At 69.3% G+C, this 15,693-nt stretch carries 13 protein-coding genes and 3 pseudogenes; 8 read left to right on the plus strand and 8 right to left on the minus strand.

All coding sequences use genetic code 11. The features are described from left to right. Positions 1-122: 122 nt before the first annotated feature. Positions 123-1,151 carry a LacI family DNA-binding transcriptional regulator gene (locus ACFVV1_RS33965; protein ID WP_389997421.1) on the minus strand — a complete coding sequence of 343 codons (1,029 nt, stop codon included), beginning with the start codon at positions 1,149-1,151 and terminating at the stop codon, positions 123-125. Positions 1,152-1,295: 144 nt separating this feature from the next. On the opposite strand from ACFVV1_RS33965, the gene ACFVV1_RS33970 reads away from it, so the two are divergent. The 4 genes from ACFVV1_RS33970 (at position 1,296) to ACFVV1_RS33985 (ending at position 3,426) form a co-directional block, all read left to right on the plus strand. Beyond that, the gene (locus ACFVV1_RS33970; RefSeq protein ID WP_389997424.1) at positions 1,296-1,505 is read left to right on the plus strand and encodes a hypothetical protein; all 210 of its coding nucleotides are present in this window, start codon (positions 1,296-1,298) and stop codon (positions 1,503-1,505) included. Positions 1,506-1,617: 112 nt separating this feature from the next. Then, positions 1,618-1,785 carry a hypothetical protein gene (locus ACFVV1_RS33975; protein ID WP_389997426.1) on the plus strand — a complete coding sequence of 56 codons (168 nt, stop codon included), beginning with the start codon at positions 1,618-1,620 and terminating at the stop codon, positions 1,783-1,785. Positions 1,786-1,880: 95 nt separating this feature from the next. Beyond that, positions 1,881-2,444, plus strand: coding sequence for an ATP-binding cassette domain-containing protein (locus tag ACFVV1_RS33980; protein ID WP_389997429.1), 564 nt, complete (start codon positions 1,881-1,883; stop codon positions 2,442-2,444). Positions 2,445-2,802: 358 nt separating this feature from the next. After that, a complete protein-coding gene (locus ACFVV1_RS33985; RefSeq protein ID WP_389997432.1) occupies positions 2,803-3,426 on the plus strand; it encodes a hypothetical protein in 624 nt (207 codons plus the stop codon). 551 nt (positions 3,427-3,977) lie between these two features. Here the strand turns inward: ACFVV1_RS33985 and ACFVV1_RS33990 are convergent. Beyond that, positions 3,978-4,276: pseudogene (locus ACFVV1_RS33990) on the minus strand (lytic polysaccharide monooxygenase); the annotation flags it as partial. Between ACFVV1_RS33990 and ACFVV1_RS33995 the strand changes: the two are divergent. Then, positions 4,242-4,445, plus strand: a pseudogene (locus tag ACFVV1_RS33995) (DUF1348 family protein); the annotation flags it as partial. The pseudogenes ACFVV1_RS33990 and ACFVV1_RS33995 overlap by 35 nt on opposite strands. Before the next feature lie 170 nt (positions 4,446-4,615). Here the strand turns inward: ACFVV1_RS33995 and ACFVV1_RS34000 are convergent. The 3 genes and pseudogenes from ACFVV1_RS34000 to ACFVV1_RS34010 form a co-directional block, all read right to left on the minus strand. Next, positions 4,616-4,768 (minus strand): annotated as a pseudogene (locus ACFVV1_RS34000) (lipase); the annotation flags it as partial. Between the two features lie 165 nt (positions 4,769-4,933). After that, entirely contained in the window at positions 4,934-5,449 is a 516-nt protein-coding gene (locus ACFVV1_RS34005) for a DinB family protein (protein ID WP_389997434.1), read from the minus strand. A gap of 195 nt (positions 5,450-5,644) precedes the next feature. Then, positions 5,645-6,424, minus strand: coding sequence for a tyrosine-protein phosphatase (locus tag ACFVV1_RS34010; RefSeq protein WP_389997436.1), 780 nt, complete (start codon positions 6,422-6,424; stop codon positions 5,645-5,647). A 140-nt stretch (positions 6,425-6,564) separates the two neighbouring features. Here ACFVV1_RS34010 and ACFVV1_RS34015 point away from each other — a divergent pair, with 140 nt between their 5' ends. Beyond that, positions 6,565-7,245 carry a YoaK family protein gene (locus ACFVV1_RS34015; RefSeq protein WP_389997439.1) on the plus strand — a complete coding sequence of 227 codons (681 nt, stop codon included), beginning with the start codon at positions 6,565-6,567 and terminating at the stop codon, positions 7,243-7,245. A gap of 291 nt (positions 7,246-7,536) precedes the next feature. Here ACFVV1_RS34015 and rpmG read toward each other — a convergent pair whose 3' ends face one another. Beyond that, positions 7,537-7,701 carry a 50S ribosomal protein L33 gene (gene rpmG, locus ACFVV1_RS34020; RefSeq protein WP_389997442.1) on the minus strand — a complete coding sequence of 55 codons (165 nt, stop codon included), beginning with the start codon at positions 7,699-7,701 and terminating at the stop codon, positions 7,537-7,539. A 337-nt stretch (positions 7,702-8,038) separates the two neighbouring features. Here rpmG and ACFVV1_RS34025 point away from each other — a divergent pair, with 337 nt between their 5' ends. Further along, positions 8,039-9,484 (plus strand): PP2C family protein-serine/threonine phosphatase, encoded by a 1,446-nt coding sequence (locus ACFVV1_RS34025; protein ID WP_389997444.1) that lies wholly within the window; start codon positions 8,039-8,041, stop codon positions 9,482-9,484. 143 nt (positions 9,485-9,627) lie between these two features. Here ACFVV1_RS34025 and ACFVV1_RS34030 read toward each other — a convergent pair whose 3' ends face one another. After that, positions 9,628-11,127, minus strand: a complete 1,500-nt coding sequence (locus tag ACFVV1_RS34030) for a hypothetical protein (protein WP_389997446.1) — start codon at positions 11,125-11,127, stop codon at positions 9,628-9,630. Positions 11,128-11,358: 231 nt separating this feature from the next. On the opposite strand from ACFVV1_RS34030, the gene ACFVV1_RS34035 reads away from it, so the two are divergent. Further along, entirely contained in the window at positions 11,359-12,495 is a 1,137-nt protein-coding gene (locus ACFVV1_RS34035; RefSeq protein WP_389997449.1) for an aminoglycoside phosphotransferase family protein, read from the plus strand. Between the two features lie 69 nt (positions 12,496-12,564). Here ACFVV1_RS34035 and ACFVV1_RS34040 read toward each other — a convergent pair whose 3' ends face one another. Further along, complete coding sequence (locus tag ACFVV1_RS34040; protein WP_389997656.1) at positions 12,565-15,681, minus strand: ThuA domain-containing protein; 3,117 nt, start codon at positions 15,679-15,681, stop codon at positions 12,565-12,567. Positions 15,682-15,693: the final 12 nt, after the last annotated feature.

Below are 15,693 nucleotides of genomic sequence, written 5' to 3' on the forward strand. Positions count from 1 at the left end.
GGCCCGGCAAAGACCGTCCCACTCCCATTCCAGCCCGCTACACTCTCCACGCCCAAGCCGTTGACCAGCGCTAATGGAGAAGTCCGGCTGGAGTATTAGGCTGTCCTTTCCCTGCGTTCGGGTCAGTTCGGCATGAGGGGCGGCGCCGTCGACGCGCGGACTTTGAGGGTGCTGGGCGTGACGTGCTCACGTTGCGCCGGGGGCCGTCCGTCCAGGACATCGAGCAGGATCCGCGCGGCCCGCCGGCCCGTGTCGGCGCTGTGCAGGCTGACGCTGGTCAGCGCGGGGTCGACGAGTTCCGCGGCCGTGGTGTCGTCGAAGCCCGCCACGGATACGTCGGTCGGCAGGGCTCGCCCGTGCTCGCGCAGCCAGCGCATCGCGCCGAACGCCATGCTGTCGTTGAAGGCGAAGATCGCGGTGGGCGGCTCGGGTCGCGTCATCAGACGTCCGGCCGCGGCGTAGCCGGACGCGGCGGTGAAGTCGCCGTGTTCCACCAGGTCGTCCGGGGTCGTACGGCGGACGTCGACGAAGGCGCGAAGCAGGCCCCGTAGCCGGGCGGCCATGGCGAGCCGGTTTTCCGCCGGGCCGTCGACGACACCGATCCGGCGGTGTCCCAGGGCGAGCAGGTGCTGGGTGACGGCGTAGGCGCCGCCGTCGTCGTCGGGGTGGACGCGGTAGAGGTCTTCGTCGGTGTGGCCGACGACGACGGTGGGACAGCCGGCCGACCGCAGCGCGGGCAGCGCCTCCCCGCCGGCCCCGGCCTCCACGAGCAGCCCGTCGACCTGGCGGCGCCGGGTGAAGCGCCGGTGGGCCGAGGCCGCGTCGTCGAGCACCTCGCGGGTGGACAGCAGCAAACCGTAGCCGCGGGCGGCGAGTTCCTGGTCCGCTCCCCCGACCAGGCGGATCAGGTGGTCGTTGGAGAACGCGAAGCCGGGGTTGTGCGGGAGGACGACGCCGACGACCTCGGTGCGCCCGCTTGCGAGGGCGCGAGCGCCCGCGCTCGGGCGGTAGTCGAGCACACGCATGGCGGAGAGCACCTTGTCCCGAACGCCGTCGGTGACCGTGGGGTCGCCGTTCACCACCCGGGAGACCGTCTGGTGCGAAACACCCGCCTTGGCCGCGACGGTGCGCAGAGTCGGCCGATCGGACACTCAGGGACCTCTACCCCATGACCGTTCACTTGAAGCACACCGGATCATAGGACTCCCAGTCACCCAGTGGAAGCCGACTCACATGGACTGACGCACTGCTTGAGCGACTCTATCTTCAGCGGCGTCAAGTGAACGGTCACTTGCTTGCCTGTCTGTCCGGCCGACCGGAAGATGCTCGCCGAGCAAAGGATCCTGATCACGAGCGACAGGACGCCGGAACATAACCTCCCCTCACCCGGCAAGGGCGCGGTGACCCGTCGCCAGGCGCTGGCCTACGGCAGGAACGCCGCGATCGCCGCAGGACTGGCCGGTGCGTTCTCCATGGAGAGCTACCACGGCGGCGGCAGCGCCTGACGTTACGTCAAGAAGCCTTGTCGCACCAGCGCCCGACGCCTCCCCGTACGCCAGCACGTCCGACGTCGTCACCTCCTGGACCGGGAACACGTTCTCCAGGGCCACCGAGTGGGTGCAGAACTTCATCTTCAACATCGCCGTCGCCGCCGACGGCACGGTCTACACCGTCAACTTCTGGGACGAGGCCGGCAACTACGCCGGTATCTACAAGGACGGCCACCTCATCGGAAACTGCAGAGGGGCCAACAGCGACGCGGTCGCGGTCAGCGCTTCACCCTGAACGGCACCGGCACGCCCTTGACGTTCACCGTGGGCAGCCCGCCGGCCGCAGCGGCCACTTCGGCGGCGCAGGCCGCGGCGACGGTCGTCGTCGACATGCTCGGCCGGGTCGGGATTCCCGACCCGACGCGCCGGTACTCGGCGTACCCGCACGAGTTCTCCGGCGGCATGCGGCAGCGCGCGCTGATCGCCATCACGCTGGTCCGCGAACCCGAGCTGCTGATCGCCGACGCGCCCATGACCGCGCTGGACGTCACCGTGCAGGCCCAGATCCTCGATCTGCTCAACGAGCTGCAGGCCGAAACCGGGACCTCGGTGATCCTGGTGACCCACGACCTCGGCGTCGTCGCCGAGGTCTGTCACCAGGTCGTGGTGATGTACGGCGGGGTGTGCGGGAGCAGGCAGCCGTCGCCGGCCTGTTCAGAGACCCGCGAGACCCCTGCACCCCAGGCTGCTGGCTTCGATGCCGTCACTGGCAGGGGAATCCGAGCGGCTCGGCCCGATCAGACTCTTTTCCTGGCTCGCCGCAAAACCTCGTGCTTTCGACTCCACCGCAACAGCGCACGATCCCGTCGAAGAACCCCCAACCCGAAGCGCGGCATGACCTGTGTCCGGTGGCAGTGCGCTAATCAACGGCTGCGGTGCCGGGTTCTGCGGTGACGGGGTATCGCCCGCCTGAGCAGCCAGAACGGGGGAGGGGATGTGGCCGAGGGGTGTTCGGGGTGGTGGCGTGGGACTGCTGTGTGGGTCGTGTCAATGAATGACACGCCGTCAACGGGGTGATCGGGTTTCAGCAAGTCGCCCGTACAGGCTAACGGCATTTCAAGTCCCTTGAATTCAGGGACTAGTTCACTTTGCCTAAGATTATATGAAAATAGCATATGGCGTACGTTGTGTACCTCGATCGGAGTCCCGGCACCAGCACCCAATGTGCCCGATATGACAGGTATGGGGACCGTTAGTACGTTCAATCACGGGTCGGCTACTCAGCCGCCCCCTCTGAGACAGGAGAAGTGACATGGCTACCCGTTCCACCGTTGTTACGGCCGCTGTCGCGGCCGCTGCGGCCCTGGCCGCTACCGGCATCACCTACGCGTCCGCCGCCACCTCCGAGCCGGCCCAGGCCGCCCCCGTCGTCCAGCAGGCCGCCCCCGCCGTCCAGCAGGCCCCCGCCCCCGTCACGGCCCTCGACGGCGGCGACGCCGGCAGGGGCAACGAGGGCAGGGGCAACGAAGGCAGGGGCAACGAAGGCAGGGGCAACGAAGGCAGGGGCAACGAAGGCAGGGGCAACGACGAGGGTGGTGGCCGCGACGAGGGTCGCGGCCGCCACGAGGAGGGCCGCATCCACATCAACGAGCGGACCTACTCCGACGAGCGCGGCGGCTGCATCACCGTCGTCAGCGGCCTCGGCTCCAAGAGCCTCAACATCCGCAACGACAGCCGCCGGACCATCGAGGTCTTCCGCGGCGCCACCTGCGACAACGGCGCCCCCATCGCCACCGTCGGACCCCACAGCTCCAGCGACGGCGTCTTCCCCGGCCACGTCCGGGGCGGCGTGTGGGTCAAGAACGGCGTTGTGGGCAGCTTCCGCGTGATCGATCACCACTTCGGCGGAGGCCGCGACCGCGGTGACCGGGACTGATGACCGAGTCACTCGGTTGACGTAGAACCCCGGCCCGCCGGAATCGGGCCGGGGTTCCACCCCGAACTCCCCACATCCCATACACAGCCCACGATCCTCGGCAGACCCGGCCATCCGGCCGGCACAACGTGGCACCGGCGCGGCAGACGCCACCCACGACCCAACCGCCCAGAAGCCCGCCCCACCCCCACCACACCGCCTTCGATGCCTGCCCCTCGGCGACCAACACCTGGATGACCGAGGTGCGGTGGTGATGACCGGATGGTGGTCGGTCCTCTCGGACCGGCGGCTTCCGCGGTTGCTCCGCATGTCGGCTTCGTCCGGGCAGAGCCGGGCGATGTCGACGGCGCGTTCGGCATAAGCGACCGGCCCCCGGATCCGAGGGCCGGTTCTGCCTGTCGGTGTCTTGCTCGCCGTTCGACGGTGCGCCGGTGACGGGGGCACCTGTCCGGGCCATGTCGAGCACGCGCAGTCCACCGACTTCGCTGCGACCCTCGGTCCCATGGGACGGCGGACACCCCGGGAGAGCGGCGCCGGTCCGGACTACTCGGTCAGCCGACGTTCACATCGATGCAGGCGTAGAACGCGTTGGCGGTGTCCGCGATGTTCCACACCGCGAGGACCTTCTGCTTGCCCGTCAGGCCGCCGAAGTTCACCTGGTGGGTGACGGTGGAAGCGGGTTGCGCGCCATTGCGAACCGGCTGTTGCCACCGCTACAACTGGTCAGCCCCTTGGGTCCTTCCGCGCTCTGCGGCTCGTACGTGATGTCTCCGCAGCTCACGGTGCCCGCGGCGCACTGAGCCCGGCGGCTCGGAGGCGACGAGAACTGGGAGTTCGACGAGAACGGGCTCATGAGTGTGCGGCACGCGTCCATCAACGACGTACCGATTCGGGAGTCCGAACGCAAATACCACTGGCCGCTGGGCCGTCGGCCGGACGGCCACCGTGGGCTGAGTGACCTCGCCCTCCGACGAGCTGATCGGACAACAGCAGCGAGGGGCTACGGAGGCCAGAAGTAATGCAGCGGTCAACAAGCTGAAGCGGTTCCGGGCCGTTGGACTCCCCTGTAACGAGCGCGGATACGGTTGCCTCGACACCGTTCACCGCCGCTGCACTCCCGCATCCAGCTGCGAACCCGGCTCGGAATCCGGCTCCGATCACGAGCGCGGCCAGACGAGGAGCGGGCGTTTCAGGTGCGCTTGGCGATGAACGGTCCGCCGGTGGCGAAGGCCAGGGCGGCGAAGCGTTCACCGATGCGGCGATGCGTGGCGGCGTCCGGGTGGAGCTGGTCGGGCAGCGGCAGCTCGGCGAAGTCCGCCTCGCCGTAGAGGTCGCGGCCGTCGCCGCACTCCGGACCGATAGCGCCTGTCGCCCTGCCCCACTCGGCACCGGGACCGCGCACCGGCGGTCCCGGGCCGAAATGTCGCAGCGGCCGATCAGGTCCCGGCCACAACGCCCCCGCGGGCGGGCGAGCGGGTCTGCGGGCCGAGCCGTTCTCCGTGACGCATCACGAGCCGGTCACACCGTCTGTACGCTCCCGCAACAGGTCGGCGTGGCCACTGTGGCGGGCGTACTCCGCGATCATGTGGACGTGGACCATGCGTAGCGAGTACACCTCGCCGGCATGGGTGAAGGTGTCGTCCATCGAGGCATCCGCGACGATCTCGTCCGCCAGCCGGCATTCCTCGACCAGGCGCGCGTAGTCCTCGGCTGCTCGGGACGGGTCCACGTCTTCGAAGTCCGCGTCCTTGCCCCTCTCGGGGTCGTACATCGGGTCGAGCTTCCGACCGGCGAACCGCTGCCGGAACCAGACGCGTTCGACCTTGGCCATGTGGCGGATCAGTCCGAGGAGTGTGAGGTTCGACGGCGAAACCGTCTGCTCGGCGAGTTGCTTCCCGGTCAGGCCGGCGCACTTGTGCAACAGGGTGCTGCGGAACCAGGCGAGGTAGCCGGTGAGCATCTCGCGCTCACCGGCCACGAGCGAACCGGGCGTGCGCTCAACATCAGGTGCTGTCCATGTCATCCCTCGATCTTGCCCCGTGCCCGCCTGACAGGGACAGGGCTTTTCGCTCGGACAACCGGCCTCTCGCCGGTGAGTGATCCGTCGGTCGTCCGCACCCGCGACCTCGCGCCACGCCGGGCCGGGGTTGAGGTATGGCCACACACGTCGGGCGCGCGAACGGGCGCCCCCACGCCGGCGTGACCGGCGCGCGCCGGTTCAGGCGCTCCCTACGGCCGTGGAGCACTCGGCCGGTCGGCGTTCGCCCGCGGGTTCGAGGAGGTTCTCGCGCAGAGCGGCCAGCAATTCCTCGTCGACACCCAGGAGTTCGACCGCGTACGCGCGGACGGAGCCGTGGGTCGCGGTGAGATCCGCCAGAAAGAGCCGCATGATGTCGGCGGGCGCCCGGCCGTACCCGGGCCAGACCGGTTTCCGACCGGCGTGGTCCGCCCGCCAGTCGGCCAGGAGCCGTTCACTGGCGAGCTCGGTGAGGGTGAAGTCGGCGACGATGTCGTCCTCGGCCACACCGAGCAGGGACAGGACGAGTGCGGCGAGCAGCCCGGTGCGGTCCTTGCCCGATGCGCAGTGGAAGACGACGGGCCCGCTGTCCTCGGCCGCGAGCACGTCCAGGGCGCGGCGGAGTTCGGCGACTCCGTCGTGCGCGACCTCCGCGTACCGGTCGGCCAGGAAGCGTCCGGTTTCCACGTCCGGGCCGAGCGCCGCCTGGTCGTAGGGCCGGTGCTCGATGCTGAGGTGGTGGTAACGCAGTCCCGGGGCGTCGGGCACTCGGCCCTTGGCCGCGATCTCCCAGTCGTAGCGCAGGTCGATGACCGTACGGACACCGAGGGCCAGGAAGCGGTCCCAGTCCTCGCCGCGGAGCTTGCCCAGCGAGTCGGATCGGTAGAGCCGCCCCCAGCGGACCGGGCGGCCATATTCTCCTCGATATCCGCCCACATCACGGAAGTTGTGCAGTCGATCGAACGATATGTGTCTGTTCATGATGCAGAACCCTAAGGCCGCTCCGACTCGCAGCCGGCCCGGCTCCCTGCCGGTGCCCGGCTGTGCCCGGCCGTGCCGCTCGCCGCGCCGGTCCGGCCGCGAGTCGGCGCCTTCGGCGGGACTGAGCCGAGAATGCAGGCGTGTCTACTCCTGTTCTCCCTGCCGGGCGCGATCCACGGGACGAATGGTCCCTGCTGCTTCTGTCGGCCGCTTCCGGTGCGGCCGACGCGTTCGTCTTCATCTGTGTCGGCCAGGTCTTCGCCGGGGTGATGACCGGGAATCTGGTGCTGCTGGGCGCTTCCGCGGCCGGTGTCGGGGAGCACGGGGTGGCCCTGCGTGTGATCACCGCGCTCGTTTCGTACGGCGTCGGTGTCGTATGCGGTGCGCGGATGAGCGAACGGTTGCGGTGGCCGCTGCCGGTGATGCTGCTGATCGAGGTGGTGCTGCTCGCGGCAGGGGCTGTGCTCTGGGCGCTGGATCTGATCACCTCGGACGGGGACCGGCTGGGGCTGCTGGTGCTCATTTCCGTGGCCATGGGTATCCAGGGCCGTGTCCTCGCCACGCCCACCAACTACTTCACCGGCACTCTGACGTCTCTCGTCGGCCGCGCGACGCTCCGGTCGTGGAACCAGGGGGACGTCTGGGTGGCCGGCCGGCTGATCGCGGTCGTGGCCGGCGCGTCCGTGACCGCGCTGGCGGTACGGCTCTGGCCGGGCGTCGCTGCCGTGGTGGCCGTGGTTCCGGCGGTCGGTGCGCTGCTGGCCGAGACTGTGCCCAGGAGGCTGCGCCGGGCTGACCGCACCCGTCCCGGGAGTCCTTGACCGGTACGGACCGCGGGGCGCAGGCGCCGCAACGCGTAGGGGATGCCGGACAGGAACCGCCGCCGCACACAGGGTAACGGGAAGCCCCGGCCGGATCGGGGGAATCCGGCCGGGGCGGCCTGGGTGTGGGCGCGGTGCGCGACATCCACACATAGGTGAACAATAAACCATTGCGCCCCGTTCCCGGGAGCCGCACCCCGCACTGTGATTCACGGCACGGAATGCGGCCTTCCGGCGGTTCGGACCAGCGTCCGGACCACGGCCGCCCGACCGCCGCAGCGGCGGCCGGACTCAGCGTTCCTCACGGAAGAGGACATGCTGCCCCGCGACGGCGTCGAACTTGCGCAGGACCAGCCGGTCGGGATTGTTCCGGCGACTCTTGCGCGTCACGTAACTCTGCCCCGTTCCGGCCGTCGACCGGAGCGTCACGACGGGCCGGGTCTCACTGCGGGCCATGGATGCCTCCAGACTCCCTCTCCGACCCCACCCCCCTCATGGGAATGGGTATCGTTTTCGCTCCGTGTAACGCGAGGGGACCCTGGCGCATTCCCACCCACCCGGTACGGCGCACGCGGGCGCGCAGCCGGCCACACACGCCGGGTGACTTGCGTCAACGTCCGTCGACAGCAAGGCTGTTCGACAGGCTGGCGCTGTGCGCCGCCTGCGGCATATGCCAGAAGCAACAACGCATCGAGTGTTGCCAAATCCCTTACGACCCCCCGCAGCCTGTGCGACAGTCGTCTACGGTCCACCTTTCAGACCTGGTCGTGCCGCGCCTGTATCGGAGTACGAGATGCCGTCCCATCTGTCTGCGGAGCGCCCCGCCCCTCAGCCCCCCGGACACGATGCCGTCGATGCCCTGATCAACCGGACCCGTCGGCTGCGTGGCGATGTGGATGCCGTGCGGCGGGACGCGGTGCTGATCGACGAGGAAGACCCGCAGATGCGCTGGCAGCGCGCGCTCTGCGAGCTGGCAGTCCATCACCTCGACGATCTCGGCACCCAGCTGGGACAGCTCAAGGAGGGCATCCCGCCGGAGGCGCCGGAACAGCCCGCGGGGGGTTCGGCGCAGGGCATCTCGGACATGACCTCCGACCAGCCGGATTCCGGTTCACTCATCGGCAGGGTGGGCAGCGCGGAGTGGAATCTGCTGACCGACGAAGTCACCTGGTCCGAGGACCTGTTCCAGATCTTCGGCAGATCACGCGACGCGGGGCCTCTCTCGCTGGACGAGCTTCCGGCCATGCTCCTGCCTGAGGACCAGCCCCTGCTCACCTCTCTGGTGACGGACTGTCTGGTCGACGGCAAGCCGATAAACGGCGAATTCCGCATCCTGCGGACCGACGGCCGGATGCGTACGCTCCACATGATGGGCGAGCCCGTCCTCGACACCGACGGGTGCACCGCCTCCATGTGGGCGGTCCTGCGCGATGTCAGCGAGCTGCGGCGCAGCGAGCAAGTGGTGCGCCGGAGCCGTGATTCGCTACGGCGCCGGCAGCACATGGCACGGACCGAGCACCAGATGGCGGTCGAGCTCCAGGAGGCCGTGCTCCCCCGGTGGCGGGGCTCGCTGCAACTGCCCTCGAAGGGAGCGGGCGCGCTGGACATCGCGGCCCACTACCTGCCGTCGGAGTCGAGTTCCCTGATCGGCGGTGACTGGTACGACGCGCTGGAACTGCCGGACGGCAGGGCCGTTCTCACGGTCGGTGATCTGACCGGCCACGGCATCCAGGCCACCTCGGCCATGGCGATGCTCCTGGGCGCGCTGCGCGGGATGGCGATGGCCGGCATCGAGCCGGGGGCCCTGATGGGGCATCTCAATCAGCTACTGGAATCCTCCGTCCAGCCCGCACTCGGCAGCGCGGTGTGCTGTCGTTTCGATCCGTCGACCGGCATCCTCGCCTGGGCGCAGGCGGGGCACCCCGCACCGCTGCTGTTCCGCGACGGCGAAGGGCGCCCGCTACTGCCACCGGACGGGGTCCTGCTCGGTGCGGCCTCCGGGGTCGCGTACGAGCAGAACGAAGTGCACCTGCTGGCCGGTGATGTGCTGGTGCTGCACACCGACGGACTGAACCGTCACAGCGACCGGGGTGCAGGCCCGGACGCCCTGCTCGCTCTCGCACCGCACTTCGCGCAGGCCCGTACGGCACAGGAGTGCGTACGGACGGTCGTCACGGAGTTCGGCGGTACCGAGCGCCTCGACGACGCGTGCGTGCTGATCGCCCGCATCGGGGCGTAGGGCACAGCGAACACGCGAGCGGCGACGCGGTACGCAGGAGGACGAGCCGCCTACAGGTGCGGCGCTCCGACAACCGGTGCGCCGACAGCAGTCGGTGGTGGGGCAGTTGTTGACCGGCGCCCCCTGATCGCGGCGCCCTCATGTCAGACCTCGGACGAGCGCCTGCGCTGCTTGATGATGGAGCTCTGCGGCAGGGAGAGCTTGATCTCCTCACGCAGGTCCTCGATCTTCGCGTAGCCCGCGAACTGTCCCGTCAACCGGTACATCTCGCGCAACCGGTCCCAGGTGCGGTGCGAGGAGGTCTCCCCCATCGACACCAGGGCGAGCCGTGCGTAGCGGTCGGCCTGCTCGGGGTCGTCGGCGATGAAGCACGCCGAGGCGAGCGAGATGTAGTCGAAGATCTTGGACCGCTGACGCCCGTTGGCCCGCAGCTCCAGAGCCTGCCTGGCGTGACGCTGAGCCACGATCGCCACCGACGGGTCGTGTTCGGCGAGCGTGCGGAACGCCAGGGCCTGCATGCCGTGCAGATCCGCCTCGTCGAACAGCTGCATCCAACTGGGCGGCGGCACATCGCTCTTGTCCGATACGAAGAGCTCCTCGGCCTTGCCGAGGGTCCGGCGCATGGCCTGGCCGCGGCCCATGGACGCCTGCGCCCAGGCCTCGATGGTGTGCAGCATGGCCTGGGTTCGCGGCAGCACCATGTCTCCGGAGCCGGACTTGGCGAGCTTCATCAGGTCCAGGGCGTCATCGGGACGGCCCAGGTGGACCATCTGACGGGCCGCCCTGGAGAGCGCCTCGCCCGCGCGCGGGCGGTCGCCGCCCTCGCGCGCCGCGTGGGCGGCGATGACGAAGTACTTCTGGGCGGTCGGTTCGAGACCGATGTCGTGGGACATCCATCCCGCGAGTACGGCGAGATTGGCAGCGACGCCCCAGAGGCGGCGCTGCAGATGTTCGGGGTGACGGAAGGCGAGCATGCCGCCCACCTCGTTGAGCTGGCCCACCACGGCCTTGCGCTGGAGTCCCCCGCCCCGGGACGCGTCCCAGGCGCGGAACACCTCGACGGACCGTTCCAGCGCCTCGATCTCCTCCGAGCCGATGGGCGCGGCCTCGTACCGGTCGAAACCGGCTGGGTCCGCGTACAGCGGGTCGTCGATCCTTGGAGCGTCGGCCGCCAGCACAGGGTCGGTGTGCAGCCAGTCGTGCATGGGGCCGGTGATGGTCGATCCTGCGGCGAGCGCGGCGCCCGCGCTCACCAAGCCGCGTCGGTTGAGCATGAGGTCCATTCCCGTGAATTCGGTGAGGACCGCTGCCGTCCGTTCGGGCGCCCACGGCAGTGCGTCGGGATTGTGCTGCGTCCCGTCCTCTTGCCGATTCCCCACACGCCCGCGCCGGCCGAACCCGAGGTCCTCGATGGTCACGACACGACCGAGCCGCTCGGTGAACAGGGCAGCCAGCACTTTGGGCACGGGATCGCGGGGGGACTCCCCCATATCGATCCAACGCCTCACCCGCGAGGTGTCGGTGGCCAGCTGCGGGTGGCCCATGGCCGCCGCCTGCCGGTTCACCATTCTCGCGAGTTCGCCCTTGGACCAGCCGGCGAGGCCGAACAGGTCGGACAGGCGGGTGTTGGGTTCTCCGGTCACGTCAAGCCCCCAGGTTCTCGGCTGTGTTGACAGTAACCCCCTGTCAGGTGCCTTGCGAGTATTCGCCAGGGTTCGCCAGGGTCCGCCAGATGGTCTGCCACCCGCGCGCCGGTGTCAGGTAGGAAAGCGCCACCCCGCCCGGCAGCCCTAGGTACTCCCCAGGGTGCCGAACGGCCGCCGGCCGGGGCGGTGCACGCAACTTGTCGGCGCACGAAGGGATCTGTCTCGCCCATGTACACAGCATCGTCCTCCGTGACCGCCCCGCCCCGGCCGCTTCGTCCCCTGGGGGCGGGCGGCGGGCCGTACCTCGCTCCACATGCTGCTCCCCCGGCACCCGGCACGGTCCGGCCGCGGCGGCCGGCGGGGCTGGGCGGACCGCCGCTCAGCGGGCGGCTGGACCTCTCCGGGCCGCAGGGCGCCCAGCTGAGGATGGCGATCGCCTCGGTCCAGCGGATCTGCCCGGAGTTCAACCCGGTGCAGGTCCTGCGCCGCAGCGGCCGTTCGGTGCTCCTCGTCGGCTCCACCGGACGTGCGACCGCGGTCGCCAAGTGTTTATTGGACCACTCCCCCGCCTGGTCGGAACGGTTCCGTCACGAAATAGCTGCATACCGTGCGTTCGTCCGGCACCGCCCGCCGGTGCGGGTGCCTCGGCTCATCGCGGCCGACCCGGAGAACTGCACGCTGGTGATCGAGCGGATGCCCGGCCGGGTGGCGGCGCTGACCCGGCATCCGTCGGAGGCCCCGCCCCGCGCCGATGTGCGGGCCGCACTGGGCGCGATCAGCCGGGTCAATGCCTGGCGGCCGGCTCCGGGGCTCTTCGACGCGCCGCTGGACTACGCCTCGCGGATCGCCCGGTACCACGAGCTGGGGCTGTTCACCGACCGCGATCTGGGCGATCTGCAGAAGCTGCTGCACGGCCTGGCGCACGCGGGCGGCCGTCAGGGCATGGGGCAGTTCTGTCACGGTGACGCGCTGCTCTCCAACATCCTGCTGTCGCCCGCGGGTCCGGTCCTGGTGGACTGGGAGCACGCGGGCTGGTATCTGCCGGGCTACGACCTGGCGACGCTGTGGGCGGTCCTGGGCGACGCTCCGGCGGCGCGGCGCCAGATCAGCCAGCTGGCCCAGGCCAGGGGGCCCGCACAGCGGGATGCGTTCCTGGTGAACCTGATGCTGGTGCTGACGCGGGAGATCCGTACGTACGAGACGGCCGTCCAGCGGGCCATGCGGGAGCCGGTGCCCGCGGGCGCCGGTCAGGACCGGCCGGGCGTGCTCTCGTCGAGCGAGGAGCAGCGGCTGCTGCTGCGGCGGCTGCACGACGACTGCGCGATGGCCCGCCGTGCCGTACGTGCCGCGGTCGGCACTCGCTGACCCTGCCAGGGGGACGCGCGCTGCGGGTCCGGTGCCGACACACCGGTCCCGCAGCGCGCCGATGTGGTGTCAGGGGCTCTTGAAGTCGACCGCGTCCACGTCGAACGAGTTGTTCTGCGGGGACGTGAAGACGAGGTACAGCTTGTGGGTTCCCTTCAGTTCCTGGACGGACACGGGCGGGGTGGCCTGATAGTTGTCCCAGCCACCCGTGTTCGGGACCGGGGTGGTGGCGAGCAGCGGGCCGTCGGGGGCGTCCGCGCGCAGTTCGATCGCGCCGACCCCGTACGGTGAGGACAGCCGGTAGCCGACCGTACCGATGTCTTCGACGCTCATCGGGTCGAAGGCGACCCAGTCGCCGTTGGAGACGTCTCCGATCCGTTTGCCGTTCTCGGCGCCTTCCTGGGCGACGATCCGGGTGCCGGACTGGGCGTCGTAGTACTCCGCCTGCTTGTGCTTCGGCTGAAGCACGGCGCGGCCGTAGCCGGTGAGGGCCGAGACGCCTTCGCCACCCTTGTCGGTGTATTTGGCGTTGAGCACGTAGGTGAGGTCCGCGCCTTCGGGATGGCCGCCGAGGTCCCCGGTGTCCACGGTGCCTTCGCAGCCGGGGATGTCGGTGGTCGGGTGTTCGTGGTCGTCATGTCCCAGCGCCGGGTTGACGGTGACCTTGGAGCAGTCGACCGGGCCGTCTTCCGGATCCGTGACCGTGACCTTGTACGGGATCTTGTCGCCGAACTCGATGAGTTTGCCGTTGACCGGGAAGTCGATGGTCACCTCGGGTGCGGTGTTGCCGGCCGTGACCGGGATGTTGGCGTAGCCGGATTTTCCGGTGGAGTCGGTGACCTTGAGCTGGGCGGCGAAATTGCCCTTGGCCGTGTAGGTGTGGCTGGGGTTCGCGTCGGTGGAGTCGTACGTACCGTCGCCGTCGAAGTCCCAGGCGTAGCTGAGCGGGTCACCGTCGGGGTCGTTGCTGCCCGCGCTGGAGAAGTCGACGTTCAGCGGTACGGGGCCGTCGGTGGCGGAGGCGGCGGCCTTGGCGACCGGTGCGCGCTGTCCCTGGGCGTAGTCGATGCGGTAGAGCCCGGAGTCGTTGTTGCCGCCGCCGAAGGAACTGCCCCATTCGAGGACGTAGAGCGAGCCGTCGGGGCCGAACGTCATGTCCATCGGCTTGTTGAACTTCTGGGAGGAGAGGAAGTCATTGATCTTGAGGACTTTCCGGTCCTTGCCGAAGCGGATTTCCTTGACGAAGTTGCGCGACCACTCGTAGAAGAAGCTCGCGCCCTCGAAGTAGGCGGGGAACTTCGTGGTGGACGGGTTCTTCGCGTCGTAGTGGTAGACGGGGCCGCTCATCGGGGCCGAGCCTCCGCTGCCGACTTCGGGAAACTCCGTCGACGCCCCGTAGCCGTACCAGATCTCCGGCTGCTGGATCGGCGGGAGTGCGGTCAGGCCGGTGTTGTTGGGTGAGGGGTTGACCGGGTCGGCACAGTCGAACTTGGGCCCGACTTCCTTGGTGTCGGGGTTGTACGGGGCGTAGGCCTGGTTGTTGCCGTGGCAGAACGGCCAGCCGAAGTTTCCGGCCTTCTTGATGACGTTGTACTCGACGAGGCCTTCGGGACCGCGGTCGGTGGTGGGCAGTCCGCGGTCGGGGCCGTAGTCGGAGGCGTGGACGTACCCCGTTTTGGGGTCGACGGTGAAGCGGAACGGGTTGCGGAAGCCCATCGCGTAGATCTCGGGGCGGGTCCTGGCGGTTCCCGGGGCGAAGAGGTTGCCCTGGGGAATGGTGTAGCCGCCGTTGTCCTTCGGTTTGATGCGCAGGATCTTGCCGCGCAGGTCGTTGGTGTTGCCGGCGGTGCGGGCGGCGTCCAGCATCTGCTTGCCCTCGCGCCAGTCGAGCGGGGCGTAACCCTGCCAGTCCGGGTCGAGGTTGGGCGGGGTGTCGTCGCCGACGCCGAGGTAGAGCGTGCGGCCGGGGCCGAACTCGACGGCGCCACCGGTGTGTCCGGGCTCGGGGAAGGTGCGGTCGCGGTAGGCGGGGACGTCGATGAGCTTCTTCTCACTGGTGCGGTCGAGGACGTTGCCCTTGACCGTGAAGCGGGAGAGCCGGTTGACGTCCTCGGTGACGCCCGCGGGGGCGTAGTAGAGGTAGATCCAGTGGTTCTTCTTGAAGTCGGGGTCGAGTTCCATGCCGACCAGGCCGTCCTCGCCGCCGGTGTAGACGTCGAGTTTCCCGGCGGTGGTGGTGGCGTGGGCCGCCGGGTCGTAGATGTTGACTTCGCCGCTGCGCTGGATGTAGAAGACGCGGCCGTCGTCGGCGACGTCGAGTTCCATCGGGTCGGCGGTGTTGTCGTCGAGCGTGATCTTCTCGTAGCCGCTCCAGACGGTGCCGCCGCAGTCGCCGGGCTTGTTGCCCGCGGCCCATTTGACGCCGCCGAGGACATGGGTACGGAAGGCGGCTTCGCTGTACGAGGCGGTGTCGTGGCCCATGGCGGTCGCCCAGACCTTGCCGCCCTCGGTGTTGCGGCACCAGGAGATGGGGTGGTCGGCGCCCATGGCGGAGCCGCCGGGGTTGTACGTGGTCTCGTCGGCGGTGACCAGGACGTGGACGTCGCCCCGGGGGTTCCGGTCGAAGTTGTACCACTCCTCGGGGCGCTCCCAGCGTTCCGGGAGGCCCGCGGTGGAGGGGTGGACGCGGTCGGCGACCTTGGCGGTGCCCTGAAGGACTCCGGGTGAGTGGGCGGGCATGTGGACGCCGCCGTTGATGGCCTCGTCCCACCAGGGGAAGGTGTCCTCGATGCCCATGTCGAGGGTGTTGTGGATGGCGACGACGCCGCCACCGCCCCGTACGTACGTCTGCATCGCTTCGCGCTGGGCGTCGGTGTCCCAGACCATGCCGGAGTTCTGCAGCATGACGATGACGTCGAAGTCCTTGAGCTTCGCGGTGTCGAAGACCGCGGGATCGGCGGTCTCGACGACTTCGAAGTTGTTGGCGGCCGCCTCCTCCTTGAACATCTGGATGCCGGCGGGGATGGATCCGTGCACATAGCCGACGGCGCGGGTGAAGAGCAGGGCGCGGAAGGCGGGGGCCTTGCCGGTGGTGGCTGCGGTCGCGGGCAGCGCGGTCAGTGCGAGGAGCAGTGCGCTGATCAGCGCGATGAACGTATGTCGTATGTCGCGAGCATGACAGCGTATGCGGTGGCGGCT

Source organism: Streptomyces sp. NPDC058092, assembly GCF_042884935.1.
Taxonomy (GTDB): domain Bacteria; phylum Actinomycetota; class Actinomycetes; order Streptomycetales; family Streptomycetaceae; genus Streptomyces.

Excerpts from the sequence above, each read along its gene's own strand:
- ACFVV1_RS33980 (WP_389997429.1), top strand. The coding sequence starts at position 1,881 with ATGCTCGGCCGGGTCGGGATTCCCGACCCGACGCGCCGGTACTCGGCG.
- ACFVV1_RS33985 (WP_389997432.1), top strand. The coding sequence starts at position 2,803 with ATGGCTACCCGTTCCACCGTTGTTACGGCCGCTGTCGCGGCCGCTGCG.
- ACFVV1_RS34005 (WP_389997434.1), bottom strand. The coding sequence starts at position 5,449 with ATGACATGGACAGCACCTGATGTTGAGCGCACGCCCGGTTCGCTCGTG.
- ACFVV1_RS34010 (WP_389997436.1), bottom strand. The coding sequence starts at position 6,424 with ATGAACAGACACATATCGTTCGATCGACTGCACAACTTCCGTGATGTG.
- rpmG (WP_389997442.1), bottom strand. The coding sequence starts at position 7,701 with ATGGCCCGCAGTGAGACCCGGCCCGTCGTGACGCTCCGGTCGACGGCC.
- ACFVV1_RS34025 (WP_389997444.1), top strand. The coding sequence starts at position 8,039 with ATGCCGTCCCATCTGTCTGCGGAGCGCCCCGCCCCTCAGCCCCCCGGA.
- ACFVV1_RS34035 (WP_389997449.1), top strand. The coding sequence starts at position 11,359 with ATGTACACAGCATCGTCCTCCGTGACCGCCCCGCCCCGGCCGCTTCGT.